This window comes from Acinetobacter sp. YH1901134 (assembly GCF_013416965.1).
In the GTDB taxonomy this organism is placed as follows: Bacteria; Pseudomonadota; Gammaproteobacteria; order Pseudomonadales; family Moraxellaceae; genus Acinetobacter; species Acinetobacter amyesii.
This window is the reverse complement of the sequence record NZ_VPEW01000003.1, coordinates 463577-479938: the sequence shown is the minus strand read 5'-3', so window position 1 is coordinate 479938 and position 16362 is coordinate 463577. Positions and strand designations below refer to the sequence as shown.

Genomic DNA, 16362 nt, shown 5'->3' with positions numbered 1-16362 from the left:
CGCCGCTAGAAATCGGTAGCAAGCTACCTATTCCCGCTCGACTTGCATGTGTTAAGCCTGCCGCCAGCGTTCAATCTGAGCCATGATCAAACTCTTCAGTTTAAAATCAATAGTACATATAGTGTACCAATCTTGGCTCATCAATTACTGACAAAAATTTGCTCAAATAAACTTCGAGTAATTTCTACCATCAATCAATGAAAATAATTTCGATCGATCAATCAGTAAAAATCCACACAAGTTGTTCTTCATAATCTCTTAATGATCTTCTTAATGCTTCGTCAGCAAATAAGAAACAACATCAAACAGCTAAAAAACTTAAGTTTATCGCTGTCTGCGTTGGTATGCAGCGTATTCTATAGAGTTTCAAAACAAACACAAGCCCCTATCATAGAAATTTCTATAATATTTTGCTTGAGTGTATATTTTTTAAACTAAAAGCAATCTATTGCTTATTTAAAGATCAATATATCCTTATATTTTGCTTTATGAAAGACGAATTTTATAATTCTTGGTGATTTTTATATTCTTCAATCTAAAAAGCCCGTAATTCAACGGACTTTTCGAATATCACGGATTTTAAGAAAACTAATGAAGTTACAAAAGTGACTTTAGTTTGCTTGCTCAGCCAACCAACTCATAAATTTTTGTCGTTCAGCTTTACTAGCCTTCTGCCAAAGCTGAATTAATTGTTGATCTGCCCCATTTTGATGAACAGCTATATTTTTTGGAGCGACCACAGGAGCTGCCACGTTTGTTGGTTTTACATTTAAGGATTGTGCATAAACAGGTGCCGGTTGATTTTCTGGTACAGCTTCTTTCTTCGTAAAATCTACAGCATTACCCAATACACCATTGGAGAAAATCGATTTTTGTTCTTTCTTCGCCCCAGCTTGCTGCACAAGTAATTGATTAGATCTGTCATACAAACCAAATATCGGTTGGTCTTTATATTTTTGCGCAGCATCAAAATCTTTTGGTGCATTGACTAGACCCAAACGATACTCTTGACCATCAATCAGTGCTGGAGTACGAATAGCGGCCACACCTGACTTTAAAATATCGTGAGAATTATCAGCATGTTGAAAAAATTCGCTATAACGTACCGTTAATAGGTTTTCACCTGCATCTAGCTTATACTTCTCCGTAGATCGAAATAAACCACCAGTAACTTCTTGATCATTAACTGCAACTATTTTAATTTCTTCCGGAACAGTCAAAGTTACAGCTGCAAATCCGGCACTACTTAACATCAGCGCTGCAGCAGCAACAGTTAATCTTAAAGTCATCATTATCACTCTTTATCAATTATTTAGTTTGGAATGCACTATGCAATGCATATATGACAATCTTATGACATCTAACAATCACTGTATATTTTGTTTCAAGACATTATTTTGATATTCATTCAAGAATTTTGCATATAAAAAAAGGATGCTTAATGCATCCTTTTTAATTCATCACACCATCATTACTTAAATGTTTTGAATCGTTCTTCATCTGCAATAAAGGTTTTTTCGCCTGCAGGCGCTTCAATCGAACCGAAAACAAGTTGTGCACGTAGTTTCCATTGATCTGGCACATCAAATGCCGCAGCTGTTTCAGCATCAACAATTGGATTGTAATGTTGCAATGATGCACCGATATTTTTTTCAGCCAAAGCCGTCCAAGTAGCAAATTGAGCAATCGCTGTTGAGTGTTCAGACCATACTGGGAAATTATCTGCATAAAGTGCAAATTGTTCTTGGAGAGCTTTTACTACAGCCTGATCTTCATAAAATAATGCTGTACCAAAACCTGCTGCAAAACTATTAATCTTGCCATTGGTTCCTTCAAATGCATCTGCAGATACAATTTTACGTAAAGTTTCACGTACGATATTCCAGAATTTTTGATGTGCATCACCAAACAGAATAACGACACGAGACGTTTGAGAGTTAAATGATGACGGACTTAAACGTACAGCATCTTTAATGGTTTGCTCAATTTCATCTTGCGATAAAGTAACGTTATTACCAATAGAATAGATTGTGCGACGTTGTTCGATTTGATTCAAGAATGACATTACAAGACCTCTTTTTATTTTCAATTAGCTTACTAAATTGAGATTTATAATAGGTGAAGTTTTTAACCGTTGCATGACTATATTTACAACATTGTGTCTTATTTCTAGAACAATCAGTTGCAAGCATCTAAATACGTGCAACCCACTTACATTCAGATTTTGGTTTCACTGTCTTTAGTACGGCAGAAATCAAAGCAACTTACAGCACATAGAAATTACTCATAAATTCTAAACTGATCTTGATCTTCTGGTTCTAAGCGTTCAGGCGCTTGGCCTTCAATTGAACCAAAGACCAACTGCGCACGTAGCAGCCATTGTTTTGAAATATCAAAGTGTTCGGCAACAGCATAATCAATGTGTGGATTATAGTGCAGTAAACATGCGCCTAGACCTGCATCTGCGATCGAAGTCCATACTGCGAATTGGGCCATGCCAGACGTTTGCTCCGACCATACTGGAAAATCTTCTGCACTTAATGGCACTTTCTTTTGTAATTGTTGAATCACGGTTTGATCTTCATAGAAAAGCACAGTTCCTAGGCCAGCTGCACATTGATCTATTTTAAGCGCCACGCCCTCAAAAATATAACTCGCAACATTCTTGCGTTGTACGTCTTTTACTATGTCCCAAAATTTTTGATGAGATTCACCAAATAAAACCACAATACGTGTACTTTGTGAATTATATGCAGATGGACAACTTCTTACAGACTCTTGAATCAGTTCAGCCAAGTAAGCCTGACTATAATGTACCTTCTTTCCAAGCTCGTAAATACTGCGACGTTTCTTTAGTTGGTCGACAAATGACGCTTCTACCTCTCGGTCAGTATTTTTCTTTTTTAATTTAAAATCTTTAGTGATATCCGCAGTCAATACATGACCAATTTTATCGAGTAACGCCACCCTAAACACCCCAAAGCAATTTTTATATATAAACAACAATTCCTTACTTATTCTAAGGGTTTATTAGGCTGAATTTTGACTATGATTTATTCACATGTTGCTTTTTAAATCAATCAGTAAGCTCAAAAACAAAAAACTCCGCATTTTGCGGAGTTTATGTGACATTTAACGCATTTTATTTATCAGTTTCAAATAATGCTGCGACAAATGATTTTGCTGAGAATGGACGTAAGTCATCAATTTTCTCACCTACACCAATAAAACGAATTGGTACATGGGTACGGCTTGCAATATTAAATAACACACCACCTTTTGCTGTACCATCAAGCTTAGTAATAGTTAGACCTGTAAGCCCTACTGCCTCATCAAACATTTCAACTTGGTTAATGGCATTTTGACCTGTGCCTGCATCTACCACTAACATCACTTCATGCGGAGCTGTAGCATCAATTTTTTGCATTACACGTTTTACTTTAGACAACTCTTGCATTAGATGTCCTTTGTTATGTAAACGACCTGCGGTGTCTGCAATCAGTACATCTACGCCTTTTGCACGAGCACTTTCAAATGCATCAAAAATAACAGATGCAGAATCTGCACCATGACCTTGAGCTACAACGGCAATATTATTGCGTTCGCCCCAAATTTGTAATTGTTCTGTGGCTGCTGCACGGAATGTATCACCAGCAGCCAACATTACTTTTTTACCTTCACCTTGTAAGCGTTTCGCTAATTTACCAATCGTGGTGGTTTTACCCACACCATTCACACCAACAACCAAAATCACATACGGATTTTTATTGCTGTCGATATGTAGCGGTTTAACACGTGGTGCAAGTAATGCCACCAGTTCTTCTTGAAGCGCTTTATATAAAGAGTGCGAGTAAATTAAATCGCCACGTTCAGTACGTTCAGTTAAGTTCGCAATAATCGTTTTGGTTGCATCGACACCAATGTCAGCAACCAAAAGTTGCTCTTCAACTTCCTCTAAAAGTTCATCGTCAATTTCCTTCCCACCGATCAGGATATTCACCATGCCGTCTGCCAAGTTCTTACGTGACTTTGCTAGACCTTCTTTCATACGACTAAAGAAGCCGCCTTTCACCTTCGAGTCTTCAGTTTTTGACTCTGTTTCTTGTAATGGTGCAGCAACTTCTTGCTGTACTTTCGGTGTCTCGATAATCGGCACATTTACCGCAGGTAAACTCGGTAGCGTGACATCGTCATCACCGATATCAGCATCAATCAAAAATTTATTCTGCCCATGAGATTGCTGTTGCATGCCGAATCCTTGAAAAGCACTGCGTTAAAAAAACCGATTCTATCATAAGTTATCTTAAATTGAGTCGATACACGCCCGTCAGAGCGAAGCACACTAAAAAACAACATGTTGAACTTGCAATCAAAATTAACTTTAGGAAAACTAGATAGCTATAAAATGCATTTTAATGGATTCCTTTGTGTCCCATAAAAACAGATTTTCTCCTTATTTTTTTAAAACTTTATTTCGCTCTGCGCTTCCTATCTGTGTCATCAGCAGTTGCTTTTGGTGTGCACCCAATCTACATGCTGACACACGTACCCAATTAACACGTAGCACCTTTGAAACCACACTTAAAAATGGTTTAAAGGTCATTATCCGTGAAGACCACCGTGCGCCGATGGTAATGACCCATATTTGGTATCGTGTTGGCAGTAGTGATGAGTCGGGCAATCTATTAGGGATCTCTCATGCGCTCGAACATATGATGTTTAAAGGAACCACTAAAGTTCCTAATGATGAATTTACACGTCTCAGCCGTATCTATGGCGGCAGTATTAACGCTGCAACCTATACCAATTACACCAATTATTATCAGTTGTATCCAAAAGCCTATTTTCCTATGGCGTTGGAGCTCGAAGCGGATCGTATGAGTAATTTACGATTACAACAACAAGATTTCGACCCTGAAATTAAAGTGGTTATGGAAGAACGCCGACAGCGCACAGATGACAATCCTCGTTCTTTGGCTTATGAACGTTTCAAATGGATCTCTTATCCAACCAGTCACTATCGTCAACCCGTCATTGGACACATGAAAAATCTGCAAAACATCAAATTGGCAGATTTAAAACAGTGGTATAAAGATTGGTATACCCCGAACAATGCCATTTTGGTGATTGTCGGTGATGTCGATGCCGAAGCAGCCATTCGTCAAGTTCAAAAATACTTTGGTGATATTCCATCACGCAAAACACCTGATCGTAATGATGTGATGGAATTCGAACGTGTGGGCTATCGTCACATGGAACTAAATTTACCTGTACAAGTGCCTAATTTGTATATGGCGTGGAATGTGCGATCACTGGCTACCGCAAAAAACCCACAAGATGCTTATGCTCTCAATATTATTCGCAATATTTTAGACAGTGGTATTTCATCTCGCCTACAAGACAAACTGGTACGCGATAGAAAATTACTTACTGCTGTAAGTGTTTCTTATGATCCATACAATCGTGGAGACAGTTTGTTTACCATTTCAGCACTCCCTGCCGATGGCGTCAAAATGGAACAAGCGCAAAAAGCGATACAAGATGAAATCGACACTTTAAAAACAGAATTAGTCAAAACACCTGAAGTTGAACGTATCACCACACGTTTTGTCTCCAATTTAGTCTATAACCAAGATGACATCAGCAGCCAAGCCAAGACGATCGGTAACTTAGAAGTCAATGGGCTCAGTTTCAGGCTAATGGACGAATTACCAAAACTATATGAAAACGTCAGCGCACAAGATATTCAACGTGTCACAAATGCGTATTTTGTCAAAGAAAATTTAAGCACCATGTATCTGCTTCCAGAACAGACGGAGGTTCCAACAACCTCAAATAAAGCAGATCAAACTACAAAACCAGCTCAAACGGAAGTTGTTACTCCAGAGCAACAAACTAACTCAACCCAAAACACAGAAAGCGTCTTGTAAGGATTAGTGATGACTATTACGAAAATTTTATCTCTAAGCTTACTCACTGCGTTTGGCTCACTCCTCCATGCAGAAACTTATACGGAAAATGTTCCTGACCTCAACGATAACCCGAGCCAATTACAATCTATCCCAATGCTGCAAAGTTTAAAGAATTTACAGATTGATAAAGACTACCGTGCTCCGCTGGTTCAAGTGCTGAAAAACCGAAATGGCGTGAATAGTCTATTTGTTGAATCACAAGATCTACCTATGGTGGATATTCAACTGACCTTTAATGCGGGTTCTGCTCGGGATGAAGAAATCGGAAAAGGCTTGTATGGTGTTGCCAACATGGCTGCACGTTTAATCGATGAAGGCACAGAAAAATACAATGCAACGCAAATTGCCTCGGTTTTTGACCAAACAGGTGCTCAATTTAGCGTACAAGCACATCGAGATATGTTTGTCGTTCGGCTACGCGTATTGTCAGACCCTAAAAAATTAGAACCTGCTTTAAGTATGATGATGGATGTGATTAAAAATGCGACTTTTAAAAACTCCAGTCTCAACTTAGCACTCAGCAATAACCAAGCTGGTCAGAAACAACTCCAAGAAAGCCCAAGTCGCTTAATGAATATTCGTTTCTATCGGGCTGTATACGGCACACACCCATATGCAGAACCGATTACTGGAACCAATGGCAGTATCAAAAAAATCACCCCTGACATTTTAAAGAAGTTTCGTAATCAATTTTTAGTTGCTCAAAACATGAATATTGCCATTACAGGCAAACTCAGCAAAAAAGAAGCACAAAACCTTGCAGAACGTATTTCCGGAAACTTAAACCAAGGTGAAAAAGCTAAGGCACTTGCACAACCAGAAGAAAAACAAGGGTTTGATATCATCCATCTTCCCTACAATTCCACCCAAGCCAACGTCATGTTTGGACATTTAGGAACGACACGTGATAACAAAGATCGATTAGCCCTAGAAGTAGCTAATCGAATGTTTGGTGGTGGAGGTTTTAACTCGGTCCTCATGCAAGAGCTTCGCGTTAAACGTGGCTATACTTATGGTGCCTATAGTGCATTTAGCTTTAGCCAAGCACCCGGTATCTTTAGTTTTAGATATGGAACACGTCAAGATCAGCTGATAGATAGTATTCAAGTGGCACATAAGGCTTTTAATGATTTTGTCAAAATGCCTATTGATCAAAGACAAATGGAAGAAACCAAAGCAGGCATGCTGCGTGCTTTTCCAAATAATTACAGCAGTAATGCAGCGATCAATGCACAGCTTGGTCTATTGGGCTTTTATCATCAAGACCCAGATTATTTGACACAGTACCCAAAATTATTGGAAAAAATAACTGTAACTGATGTACAAAATGCGGTTCGTACTTACATGCACCCTGAAAATATGACTGTGATTGTGGTGAGCAAAACCTTAGATAAAAATGAAGTACAGCAGATATTGGAGAAGAATGTACAAGCAGCTCCAACCAAGATAATCCCTACAACTAAAGCTGTTCCTCTGCCAAAGCCGGAAGTTGATGTGCTCGCACAGACTCCATCTGATAAGCATGCATCAATTTAAGATAAGCACCCACACGAATGCGATCTTGCTGTCTCAGCAGCATCGCCATTTCCTGTGTTTCAGGATAACTTTGCTGCAACGCAAGTCGTGACACGTTTTGGTATTGCTGTACAGAAATAGGACGATATAAGGCAATCACAGCCAATACCAAAATCACCACGATCATGACTGAAACAAAGATATTATAAATTTGCTCAAGCTGTATTTTAGATTTGAATTGAATAATTTTTTCTAAATCAATAGTCATACACTACCTCAGGTTCAAAGTAGTGTATGGCTGACGTTCAAGAAGTTCAAGTCACAGCGCTTAAAACTGCATCAGTTCACCTTTTCAGTCTGTGAGTTAGCTAAACAATTTAATGAATAATGGTACGTATCACCGCAAAATAAAGAATTAATGCAATAATCGCCAAAACGATAAATACTGCAAAAATACTCATTCCACCTTCTGCATGCGCAGGATGTAAATCATCATCATCGGCGATTTTGAGTAATTCGCCATTATATGCATTGTAAAATTCTAAGCGCTGTCCCTTATCTAAATCCCGTGTGAAATCATATACACGTTTGCGCTGTGCCAAACCAAAATCCCCTAAATGGATTTCTTGATGAAAAATTGCTTCATCAAGATTGCGACGATGTAGATGTGCCAACTCCACAATTTGCGCTAATGTCGGAGGATAATCTAAAGTTAAACCGTCTAAAACTCTTGTCATTTTACTTCTCCTAATTATCTACAACTTCTTATGATAGTATTTTACTCACGAAAACAATTGTCCATTGTTTAATCATGTAAACTATAGCAAATTAGAAATATTTACGTGAATAGTTGACAATTCAAGATAATTGTAATATTAGTTTAATAATACTTAGTTAAATTAGTTAATAGGGCTAAAGAATGGGCCCTTAATGATCATAATTAGAATAAGGAGTTAAATATGATTCAACAATTCTCTCAACATGAACTCGAACATGTATACGCAAATGCGGTAAACACAATTCAATCTCAAATGAACTTCAGCGATGCAGTTCATGAATTGGAAGATGCAGCTCGTGCTGGACATGGTAAAGCAGCGTTATTTTTGGCTGAACTTTATTATCAAGGCTTCCGCGTAGAACGTGACTCACTCAAAGCGCAATATTGGCAGAACATGGCCACCTTGCAAGCATAACAAAACGTCACTAAGGTGGCGTTTTTTACACCCTTCAACTTTTAACTACATAAATTCTTACAATCAAGTTCAAAGCATACACAGCTTTTTCATAAGAATTTCCTACAATAGGAGCAACATCAACAACACGCTGCATATGATGTCTAAATTAAAGCAATATAAACCTATTCCAAAAGATTTCTTTTATAAAATTAGTATTTTAAAAACCATGATGTACTGTGGAGTCCTTTGGGGTCTCTACCACCAACAAGGTTGGGCAATGACCAGCGATCAAGATCATATTATCTTCCCGTTTTGGCTAAATGGCATTCAAGCGCATAAATATGCCAAAAAGCATTGGCCCAACTACACTCCACGACGCATTACATCACAAGATTTTGAGGCATCGCTATTACCGACATTAACACGTCTTCAAGTTATCCCTGCGTTGCATAGCTCTAGCCACATCCGTCTCAAGCTCACAACCTCGCAAATGCGTTTATTCTTTTTTAACCAAAATAAGATTCAAATGGCATAAAACCCTCAGTGCATGTTTGACCCCAACATGCACTGAAAAGTATTTGCTTTTTTCAAATTTCGCGCTAATTTAAATTAAACAAAAACTACTATAAAGGAATGAAAATATGACTACAGTTGCCCAAGTACTTAAAGACAAAGCTTATCAAGAAATCTACACCATCACTCCAGATGCGACTGTACTCGAAGCCATTTCCCTGATGGCACAAAAAGGCATTGGTGCCCTCGTTGTGACCCATGAAGGCACAGTTGTTGGGATTTTGTCTGAGCGTGATTACACACGTAAAATCGCCCTGATGGAAAGAACATCTTTCGATACCTCTGTCAGCGAAATTATGACGGGTAGTGTCATCACCGTGACAAGTGCAGCGACTGTCGAAGAATGTTTAGAACTTATGACAGATCGCCATTTACGTCATTTACCTGTCGTTGAGGAACAGAAATTAACTGGCTTAATCTCCATCGGCGACCTTGTAAAAGCAGCAATGGATGATCAACGCAAACTGATCGAACAACTTCAACAATATATTTCTGGCTAAACTCAAAAATCCCCCTTGATAAGCTTTAAGGGGGAATTCCAAATATCAATAATTTATATAACTCACATTTTGTAATGACATACACATTACAAATTAATTACTTTTCTCAATTTCCTTTCTTATGTTTGAATCCGCTTTAGATAAATTAGACCAACTAGATGCCATCATTTTAGAATTAGAACGCATAATGTTATCGATGAAAGACGATGAGCTGCTGCAATACCACCGACGTACGATCAATTTAGAGATTGCATCTTCTATCACAGAAATTTTAGATGCAAAGGCAATTATTTATGCACTACATCCTGAGTTAATTTCAATTTCATCAAGCTTTGACCATATTTTTTATAAAAATTACGTCAAAAAAAATATCCCAGTTAAAAACTGGGATACTTCGAATATAGATCGGGCTATACAACTGCAAAAGATTTTTGCGTCATCAACAGATGATGAGCAACTTAGTCTTTTTTTAATGGCAGTAATTAATTTAAACCTAATTTTTCAGCCACATAGTCTGAGTCTTTATCGCCACGGCCTGAAACGTTAACGACAATCTTCACATCTTTGGCAAGTTTTGGCGCTTCACGAATTGCCCAAGCAACCGCATGTGAACTTTCTAGTGCAGGCACAATACCTTCCACACGTGAAAGCGTCATGAATGCATCTAAACACTCTTGGTCTGTCGCTGTTGTATATTCAACACGGCCTAGGTCTTTTAACAAACTATGTTGTGGCCCCACTCCTGGATAGTCCAGACCTGATGCAATTGAATGCACTGGCAAAGGCTCACCCTGTTCATCTTCAAGGACATAACATGCCATGCCATGAATTTGACTTGGCTTACCCAATGTCAACGTCGCAGAATGCATATTGGTATCTAAACCATGACCTGCAGGCTCCACACCTACAAGTTTAACATCGGTGTCATTGAGGAATGCTGTAAATGCACCAACGGCATTGGATCCACCACCCACACATGCAACCACATAGTCAGGATTTGCACCAAATCGATCATTGGATTGAACTTTAATTTCATCTCCAATAATTGACTGGAAGTCACGAACCATTTTAGGGAATGGATGTGGACCAACCACTGAACCAATCGCATAAATAAAATTGGTTGGATCTTTTAAATATTCTTCAAATGCGCTATCTACTGCATCTTTGAGTGTAGCTGTACCACGTGTAACAGAGATCAGGTTAGCGCCTAAAATCTTCATTTTCACCACGTTGGGATGTTCTTTTTCAATATCCACTTGCCCCATGTGAATTTCACATGGAATGCCCACCAAGGCACAAGCCGTTGCCAATGCTACACCATGCTGACCTGCGCCAGTTTCTGCAATCACTTTGGTTTTACCCATGTATTTTGCTAACAAAGCTTCGCCAAGGCAGTGGTTAATTTTATGTGCGCCAGTATGGTTAAGATCTTCACGCTTGAGGTAGATTTGTGCCCCACCTAATTTGTTAGACAAGCGCTTCGCATAAAACAATGGGCTTGGACGTCCAACATAGTGTGCAAACAAATCCTTCAATTCATTTTGAAATTCCTCTGTATGACGAATTTGCTCATAAGCAACATTAATGTCATCCATTGCCTGTTTTAAATCTGGTGGAATGAACTGCCCACCGTATTTACCGAAGAAACCTTCTTCATTAGGTAATGCGATACCATTAATTTGATGATCCATCATATTTCCTTCATGTTGTATGCAGAACAAAGACTTTTAAATACTATCCAATTTTGAAAATAAGAAACAATGCAAAATTGGAGTAAGTAATATAAACATCATTGATAAGAAAAAGTATCGTTTTTAACGCTTTAGCGCGCTAAATATTTCGTCATATCTTCCACGCCTTTTAGGGTCATTGGGAACATATGATCTTCAAAGATTTGTTTAATCGCAGCTATGGTTTGGGTGTAGTGCCAATAACTTTCTTCTTCGGGGTTTAACCATGCTGTTTTATCAAAGTGATTGCGTAAGCGCTGTAACCACACCTGACCCGCTTCATCATTCATATACTCCACAGAACCACCTACAGAGTTCAACTCATACGGTGCCATACTTGCATCACCGACCACGATGACGCGGTAATCACGCCCATAGGTATTGAATAGATCCCAAGTATTCATACGCGTGCTTGAACGGCGAATATTATCTTTCCACACATAGTCATATAAACAGTTATGGAAATAGAAATAATCTAAGGTTTTAAATTCAGTTTTAGCCGCGGTAAAGAGCTTCTCACATTGGGCAATATGTGAATCCATCGAGCCCCCAACATCAAACAGCATCAAGACTTTAATGCGGTTACGTCGTTCAGGAACCAACTGCACATCCAAAATTCCTTGTTTGGCTGTTTCACGAATGGTTCCGTCGATATCTAACTCTTCTGCTGCACCTTGGCGGGCAAATTTACGCAAACGACGCAAAGCCATCTGCATCTGACGACTACCGAGAATCTGCTCATCATCTAGATTTCGGTATTGACGTTGTTCCCAAACTTTCACCGCAGATCGTTTACGACCAGGCCCACCGATACGCACACCTTCAGGATGGTCACCATAGGCACCAAAGGGCGAGGTACCGCCCGTACCGATCATCCGATTACCACCTTGATGCTTTTTATGCTGTTCGCGTAAACGCTCTTCAAGCATTTTCATCAATTCTTCTAATGATCCGGCTTTTTTTAATTCTTCTCGTTGTTCAGGTGTTAGATGTTTTTCGATGAGTTCAAGATCAAACCAATCCTTTGGCAATTTATGCACCTGATTTAATAGTTCATCCAAATCAAAGGTGGCAATACCATCAAAATAGTCTTTCATTGCACGGTCGAACTTATCAAAGTAACGCTCATCTTTGACCATAACGGTTTTTGCAAGCTGATAAAATTCATTTTGATCTGCAAAGACCAGCCCTGCTGCCACTGCTTGGTTCAAGTCAATCAATTCACGAGTTGAAACAGGAACACCGTATTTTCGAAGGGTATAAAACAATCGCACAAACATAGGCGAATAAAATCCAATAAAAATTAAATATCAGGAGGTCAAATCCAGTGTGAATGCATGTGATCTTGTTATTTCATCTGCAACTGAGTCTTGCCTTACATCCACCATTATGAAAAATTGATCCCTACAAGTAAAGCCAAAAGCTTTTACTGCGTGTTCATATACGTTGCCCTACTACCCAAAGAAACACATACAGCATGATTTATTCGCAAATCGCATTTCTATTGTTAAGCGATTGTTTAAGAGTTTCATATTTGTGCTGAACATTGAGGCGATCTTGCTGCAACTGTTCAATAGATACGATTTTATGAAAACCTTGATGGTTTCTATAGCGGTTAAAATCGCTTAGGTTCAAGATCACAAAATCATAGTATTTCAGCTCAAGTACAGTTGCAGCACAAGCCTTTTGCTGAATGGCCGTTTGAGCTGCGAGATGATCTGATTGATCGAGGAGTTTTTCTTTAAGTTGATGTTCTGCAAGTTGCGCCCAATACGCATCTTGGAGTAGCTGTTGATGCTGCTGTTCAAACTGAGCATCATCCATTGCATAACTAAAAACAGGGAGATAAAAGCTCGCAGCCAACAAAAGCACAGTTGGCTTTAATCTCTTAGGTACAGCTATGTGTACTTGAGATAAGTATGCGCTTGTCTGCATAATTCACCCTTATATTTTTTAATACTCAAAATAAAAGCCGGATAACCGGCTTTTAAATCTTTTAAAGAATTGATATCAATTAACGACGTGACATAAATGCTAGACGCTCAAGCAATTGAACATCTTGTTCGTTCTTAATCAAGGCACCATAAAGCGGTGGAATTGATTTTGATTTATCTGTGTTGCGTAAAATATCTTCTGGCATATCATCCGCCATCAGCAAACTCAACCAATCAATCAACTCAGAGGTTGAAGGCGGTTTCTTTAAACCCGGAATTTGACGTAATTTAAAGAAGATTTGTAGTGCTTCAGAGACCAAGGTATTTGAAATATTTTCAAAATGTACATCGATGATTTCACGCATGGTTGCTTCGTCAGGGAATTCAATATAATGAAAGAAACAGCGACGCAAGAAGGCATCTGGAAGTTCTTTTTCATTATTTGAAGTAATGATCACGATTGGACGTTGTGTAGCCGTAATTGTCTCACCCGTCTCATACACAAAGAAGGACATTTTATCGAGTTCATGCAGCAAATCATTAGGGAATTCGATATCTGCTTTATCAATTTCATCGATTAAAAGTACACAACGTTCTTCACTGGTGAACGCTTCCCAAAGTTTACCCGGCTTAATATAGTTTTTGATGTCATAAACACGGTCATCGCCCAACTGACTATCACGCAGACGAGATACGGCGTCGTACTCGTACAAACCTTGTTGAGCCTTGGTCGTCGATTTGATATGCCAAGTAATGAGCTTAAGCCCTAAGCTTTCAGCGACTTGTTCGGCTAAAAGAGTTTTACCTGTCCCCGGCTCACCTTTAACCAAAAGTGGCTTTTGCAATGAACGTGCAGCTTTTACTGCAAGTTTTAAGCTATCGGTCGCAATATATTGATCTGTACCAGTAAATTGTTGATTTTCAACAGACATGATATAACCTTATTTTTTTATTTAAAGCGGTGAAATTTTCTTGTTAACAACGTGCTGTGGTTTCGCTGCATTGTATTTGGTCCAAAAATAACCAAGGACTAAACCAATACCCACCACAAAGAGAATCAGCGATAGATTCAACCAAACCAATGGCTGATCTTTTGTTAATACACCAAAAATCAAACCAAAAATCGCAGGTGCGATCGCTGCATTTGAACCTTCAGAAACGGTTGGTGTTAATAAAATAGCAAATACGATAAGCCAACCAATGGCACCGATCGTTTTGGGTAAGCGCTTCATCAGCCCATACCAACACAACAAAGCAATTACAGCCCCACCTAGGTAAACCGTAATTGCAATACTGCTTTCAGGAATTGAGTCCAATACCGATACTACACCATTCATTTTCACAACTCCTGAATTAACTTAAGCGCCGCGCAAGCCTTCTGGCTCAACTGCATTTGGGTCAATTAAACCTTCTGGAGGCATCTGAATAAAGAATCCTTTTGTTTCAATAGAATCTATGACGTGTAATACGTTCACACGTGCAAGTTTGCGTGATTCACTGAGTTCTAGATCCATGACAAATGTGGCACGACCAAATGCTGTACGTAAAGCATCAGGCATTACTGCAAGCGGATCTGTCGCTTCAGTTTCGTTTTCATTAACTTCAGGACGAGCAATATAAAGATACATTTCATCTTTTTTGCTCGATTTGTAGATAGAACAGTACATAATTGAATCAATACTCATTAAACGCAAGGCAAAGGATACATCAAAAAAAAGACTGATACATTAGTGTTTATTAACGCATCAGTCGTGAATTTGTATAAGTGATAGTTCTTTAATCAATCAGAACTTATTCCATCACTTTCATTTGACCAGAAAGATAGCTTTCATCGGCATGCAGTACTTCAATTAAAGGCTTCGTCAGCAAATCATAGCGCCAGCCCAACAAATAGCTCGGTAAATCTTGTTCATCATTATGAAAAACCACATGCTGATACAAAGCATTTAACCATTTTTTACGCATTAAAACTTCTTTAGGCACAGAGGTTTCTTGTACTGCACGCTGAATGACTGTATCGACGCGCGAACCAATATCCTGAGACGAATGACGAATTGGACGTGCCATACGCAGCGGCCATTCAGCTTGTTCTGGTAAAAACTTCAACAAATCTAAAATAATTTTACCATGCTCACGCACAATGTTCGGACGAATGTCTTTCACTGCACTCAATTGAAAATTATTTTTTGGATTTTTTTCAACCATATCAATGATGGTTGAGTTTTTAAGAATAAAGCTACGTGGCTGATTTAAGGCTTTCACCATTTGCTCACGCCAAACGGCCAATTGCTGAATTTGCATGAGCTGACGACGTGAATGTCGATAATTACCAATATCGTGATACAGCATATGGATCGGCGTTTCAGTGCCAATTTCATAAGTTAAATTTTTGCAGTCCTCAAGCACACAATTTAATAAACTTTTCGCAGCCAATTTGTTCTGAATCGTATGGCTTAAATTCATTAAATAATGTACATCATTCGCTGCATAGTTCAATTGCTCGGCACTGAGTGGACGAGCCAACCAATCTGAACGTGTCTGATCTTTATCTATATCTACATCGAGCATAGTTTTTAAGGCATTTTGATAGCTGACTTGTAAGCCATGCCCTAAAAATGACATCCCAACTTGGGTATCAAAGACATTTTCTAAAGACTTATGCTGTGCATAGTGATAAATCAGGTCGATATCTTCACTACATGCATGAAAAATGTTTTGCTGAGCTGCAAATAATTTTTGCCAGAATTGGGTTAAATCGAGGGTTGTACCATCAAGTAAATACACCTGATTTTGTACATTAATTTGGAAAAGTCCAAGTTTGGGCCACAGGGTATCTACTTTTATAAACTCGGTGTCGAGTCCGTAAATCGAGCTTTGGTCCATAAGATTTAAAACGCAATTTAAATCTGGCTGATTTTGAATGAATTGATACATAAGTTGCTGAGTCTAATTTTAGATGCTCT

General features: G+C 38.7%; 18 protein-coding genes, 1 rRNA gene and 1 pseudogene. 6 read left to right on the top strand and 14 right to left on the bottom strand.

Going from position 1 to position 16362, the window contains the following annotated elements; translation table 11 throughout:
• The 5 genes from FTV50_RS03895 to ftsY all read right to left on the bottom strand — a co-directional run.
• Window positions 1-102: ribosomal RNA gene (locus tag FTV50_RS03895) — 16S ribosomal RNA — on the bottom strand; the annotation flags it as partial.
• A gap of 509 nt (window positions 103-611) precedes the next feature.
• Complete coding sequence (locus tag FTV50_RS03890) at window positions 612-1289, bottom strand: DUF2057 domain-containing protein (protein WP_078193893.1); 678 nt, start codon at window positions 1287-1289, stop codon at window positions 612-614.
• 182 nt (window positions 1290-1471) lie between these two features.
• Window positions 1472-2065, bottom strand: a complete 594-nt coding sequence (locus FTV50_RS03885) for a nitroreductase family protein (RefSeq protein WP_180023559.1) — start codon at window positions 2063-2065, stop codon at window positions 1472-1474.
• Window positions 2066-2280: 215 nt separating this feature from the next.
• Entirely contained in the window at window positions 2281-2967 is a 687-nt protein-coding gene (locus FTV50_RS03880; protein WP_180023558.1) for a nitroreductase family protein, read from the bottom strand.
• Window positions 2968-3142: 175 nt separating this feature from the next.
• Complete coding sequence (gene ftsY, locus FTV50_RS03875) at window positions 3143-4249, bottom strand: signal recognition particle-docking protein FtsY (RefSeq protein WP_180023557.1); 1107 nt, start codon at window positions 4247-4249, stop codon at window positions 3143-3145.
• Window positions 4250-4415: 166 nt separating this feature from the next.
• Here ftsY and FTV50_RS03870 point away from each other — a divergent pair.
• Together FTV50_RS03870 and FTV50_RS03865 are read left to right on the top strand one after the other, a co-directional pair.
• Window positions 4416-5813: pseudogene (locus FTV50_RS03870) on the top strand (M16 family metallopeptidase); the annotation flags it as partial.
• Window positions 5814-5936: 123 nt separating this feature from the next.
• Complete coding sequence (locus FTV50_RS03865) at window positions 5937-7508, top strand: M16 family metallopeptidase (RefSeq protein ID WP_373683666.1); 1572 nt, start codon at window positions 5937-5939, stop codon at window positions 7506-7508.
• Here the strand turns inward: FTV50_RS03865 and FTV50_RS03860 are convergent.
• Window positions 7432-7755 carry a hypothetical protein gene (locus FTV50_RS03860; RefSeq protein WP_078193898.1) on the bottom strand — a complete coding sequence of 108 codons (324 nt, stop codon included), beginning with the start codon at window positions 7753-7755 and terminating at the stop codon, window positions 7432-7434. The genes FTV50_RS03865 and FTV50_RS03860 overlap by 77 nt on opposite strands.
• 109 nt (window positions 7756-7864) lie before the next feature.
• A complete protein-coding gene (locus FTV50_RS03855; RefSeq protein ID WP_180023554.1) occupies window positions 7865-8224 on the bottom strand; it encodes a hypothetical protein in 360 nt (119 codons plus the stop codon).
• A 222-nt stretch (window positions 8225-8446) separates the two neighbouring features.
• On the opposite strand from FTV50_RS03855, the gene FTV50_RS03850 reads away from it, so the two are divergent.
• The 4 genes from FTV50_RS03850 to FTV50_RS03835 all read left to right on the top strand — a co-directional run bounded on the left by FTV50_RS03850 (window position 8447) and on the right by FTV50_RS03835 (window position 10282).
• Window positions 8447-8680, top strand: coding sequence for a hypothetical protein (locus FTV50_RS03850; RefSeq protein ID WP_078188494.1), 234 nt, complete (start codon window positions 8447-8449; stop codon window positions 8678-8680).
• A gap of 139 nt (window positions 8681-8819) precedes the next feature.
• On the top strand, window positions 8820-9197 hold the full coding sequence (locus FTV50_RS03845; RefSeq protein WP_180023553.1) for a DUF2750 domain-containing protein: 378 nt from the start codon (window positions 8820-8822) through the stop codon (window positions 9195-9197).
• 106 nt (window positions 9198-9303) lie between these two features.
• Window positions 9304-9735, top strand: coding sequence for a CBS domain-containing protein (locus FTV50_RS03840; protein WP_078193901.1), 432 nt, complete (start codon window positions 9304-9306; stop codon window positions 9733-9735).
• A gap of 121 nt (window positions 9736-9856) precedes the next feature.
• A complete protein-coding gene (locus FTV50_RS03835; RefSeq protein WP_180023552.1) occupies window positions 9857-10282 on the top strand; it encodes a hypothetical protein in 426 nt (141 codons plus the stop codon).
• Here the strand turns inward: FTV50_RS03835 and trpB are convergent.
• The 7 genes from trpB to FTV50_RS03800 all read right to left on the bottom strand — a co-directional run bounded on the left by trpB (window position 10218) and on the right by FTV50_RS03800 (window position 16333).
• On the bottom strand, window positions 10218-11426 hold the full coding sequence (gene trpB / locus FTV50_RS03830; RefSeq protein WP_180023551.1) for a tryptophan synthase subunit beta: 1209 nt from the start codon (window positions 11424-11426) through the stop codon (window positions 10218-10220). The two genes, FTV50_RS03835 and trpB, sit on opposite strands and share 65 nt — an antisense overlap.
• 131 nt (window positions 11427-11557) lie before the next feature.
• Window positions 11558-12745: a VWA domain-containing protein gene (locus FTV50_RS03825; protein ID WP_180023550.1), complete on the bottom strand. Its 1188-nt coding sequence runs from the start codon at window positions 12743-12745 to the stop codon at window positions 11558-11560.
• 202 nt (window positions 12746-12947) lie between these two features.
• On the bottom strand, window positions 12948-13400 hold the full coding sequence (locus FTV50_RS03820; protein WP_078193905.1) for a hypothetical protein: 453 nt from the start codon (window positions 13398-13400) through the stop codon (window positions 12948-12950).
• Between the two features lie 79 nt (window positions 13401-13479).
• Entirely contained in the window at window positions 13480-14331 is an 852-nt protein-coding gene (locus tag FTV50_RS03815; RefSeq protein WP_078193906.1) for a MoxR family ATPase, read from the bottom strand.
• A gap of 21 nt (window positions 14332-14352) precedes the next feature.
• Window positions 14353-14736 (bottom strand): hypothetical protein, encoded by a 384-nt coding sequence (locus FTV50_RS03810; RefSeq protein ID WP_078193907.1) that lies wholly within the window; start codon window positions 14734-14736, stop codon window positions 14353-14355.
• A 21-nt stretch (window positions 14737-14757) separates the two neighbouring features.
• Window positions 14758-15066 (bottom strand): YcgL domain-containing protein, encoded by a 309-nt coding sequence (locus FTV50_RS03805; RefSeq protein WP_180011296.1) that lies wholly within the window; start codon window positions 15064-15066, stop codon window positions 14758-14760.
• Window positions 15067-15190: 124 nt separating this feature from the next.
• Complete coding sequence (locus FTV50_RS03800) at window positions 15191-16333, bottom strand: HRDC domain-containing protein (protein WP_180023549.1); 1143 nt, start codon at window positions 16331-16333, stop codon at window positions 15191-15193.
• Window positions 16334-16362: the final 29 nt, after the last annotated feature.